Origin of the sequence: Bradyrhizobium sp. SRS-191, from assembly GCF_024586915.1 — a bacterium.
GTDB lineage: Bacteria > Pseudomonadota > Alphaproteobacteria > Rhizobiales > Xanthobacteraceae > Bradyrhizobium.
This window is the reverse complement of sequence record NZ_JANBVS010000074.1, coordinates 1-1,591: the sequence shown is the minus strand read 5'-3', so window position 1 is coordinate 1,591 and position 1,591 is coordinate 1. Positions and strand designations below refer to the sequence as shown.

The window sequence follows — 1,591 nt, the reverse complement described above, 5'->3', positions numbered from 1 at the left end:
CCGCGACAGCGTCGGTCACGGCTGTCTGCTCCGAGAGATCGCCGAGGCGCTTCGCCACGACAGCGCCTTTCGCCTCGGCTTCCGCCGCCGCGGCGTCGAGACCCTCCGCGTTGGAACGCGTGTGCAGCAGAAGCGCCGTGCCGGGAGCTGCGAGCAGCCTTGCGGTGGCGCGGCCGATGCCGCTGGCGGCACCCGTGACGAGATAGACGCGGTTGATATCAGGCATCACGGCGTTGCGTTGGCCGGCGGTAGTGCGCCGGTGCGGTGGAAATGGCTGAGGAAGGCGCGCGTCGCGGCTTCCTGCGGATGGTCGATCACCTGCCGCGCCGGGCCTTCCTCGACGACGATTCCGTCGCGCATGAAGATCAGGCGGTCGGCGACCTCGCGGGCGAAGGCGATCTCATGAGTCACGATCACCATGGTCATGCCCTCCGCCGCCAGTTGCTGGATAACGGCGAGCACTTCGCCGACGAGCTCGGGGTCGAGCGCCGACGTCGCCTCGTCGAACAGCATGACATCAGGCTCCATCGCCAGTGCGCGTGCGATCGCGACGCGCTGCTTCTGGCCGCCGGAGAGCGTTGACGGATATTGGTCTGCCTTCTCGGCCAGCCCGACCTTCGCGAGCTGCGCCCGCGCGAGCTTCTCGGCGTCGGCCTTGGCCATGCGCCGCACCGTGACCGGGCCCTCCATCACGTTCTGCAGCGTCGTCATGTGCGGGAACAGGTTGAAGTGCTGGAACACCATGCCGGTGGTGGCGCGGAATTTTGCCAGCGTTTTCACGTCGGGCAGCTTGGTGCCGTCACCGAATTCAAAGCGCGTGTCGCCGACGCGGACGCTGCCGCCATCGGGCACGACCAGCAGATTGATGCAGCGGAGCAGCGTCGATTTTCCGGAACCGGAAGGGCCGATCAGCGCGACGACACCGCCCTTGGCAACGTCGAGATTGATGTTCTTTAGAACCTCGTTACTGCCAAAACTCTTGCGCAGGCTGCGGATCTCGATCTTCGAAGTGGTCTTGGGCGCCCCGCTCATTCACTCACCGCCAGTCGCTTCTCGCCGCGGCGGACGAGGATGGTGAGCGGGATCAGGATCGCGGCATAGGCGACCGCGACGGCCGTGTAGGTCTCCAGCGGCCGGTAGCTGTCATGCGCTGCGACCTGGCTCTGATAGACGAGGTCTGGCACCGCCAGCACCGAGACCAGCGAGGTGTTCTTGAACTGGATGATCGACTGATTCATCAGCGCCGGGATCATGCGCTTGATCGCTTGCGGCAGCACGATGCGCCGCATGCTCTGGCCGGGCGTCATGCCCAGTGCTGCGCCGGCTTCCGACTGGCCCTTGTCGATCGAGATGATGCCGCCGCGGATGATTTCCGAATAGAAGGAGCCGCCATAGAGCGAGAGCGCCAGCGCGGAAGCCGTGATCGGCGTCATCTCGACACCGGCCAGGATCGGCAGCGCATAATAGAACCAGATCAGCTGCACCAGGATCGGCGTGCAGCGAAACGCCTCGATGAAGGTGAGGGCTGTGAGCCGCACCGCCTTGAAGCGCGACAGGGTGCCGAACGCGCCGAACAGGCCGAACACCAGAC

General features: G+C 65.6%; 3 protein-coding genes. All 3 read right to left on the bottom strand.

What is annotated here, in order from left to right:
- A partial coding sequence (locus NLR35_RS34075; RefSeq protein ID WP_257170915.1) for an SDR family NAD(P)-dependent oxidoreductase occupies nt 1–226 on the bottom strand: 226 nt, incomplete at its 3' end.
- Complete coding sequence (locus NLR35_RS34070) at nt 226–1,032, bottom strand: amino acid ABC transporter ATP-binding protein (protein ID WP_257170914.1); 807 nt, start codon at nt 1,030–1,032, stop codon at nt 226–228. The genes NLR35_RS34070 and NLR35_RS34075, both read right to left, overlap by 1 nt.
- Nucleotides 1,029–1,591: amino acid ABC transporter permease (locus tag NLR35_RS34065; protein ID WP_257170913.1), on the bottom strand; the 563-nt coding region annotated here is incomplete at its 5' end. The genes NLR35_RS34065 and NLR35_RS34070, both read right to left, overlap by 4 nt.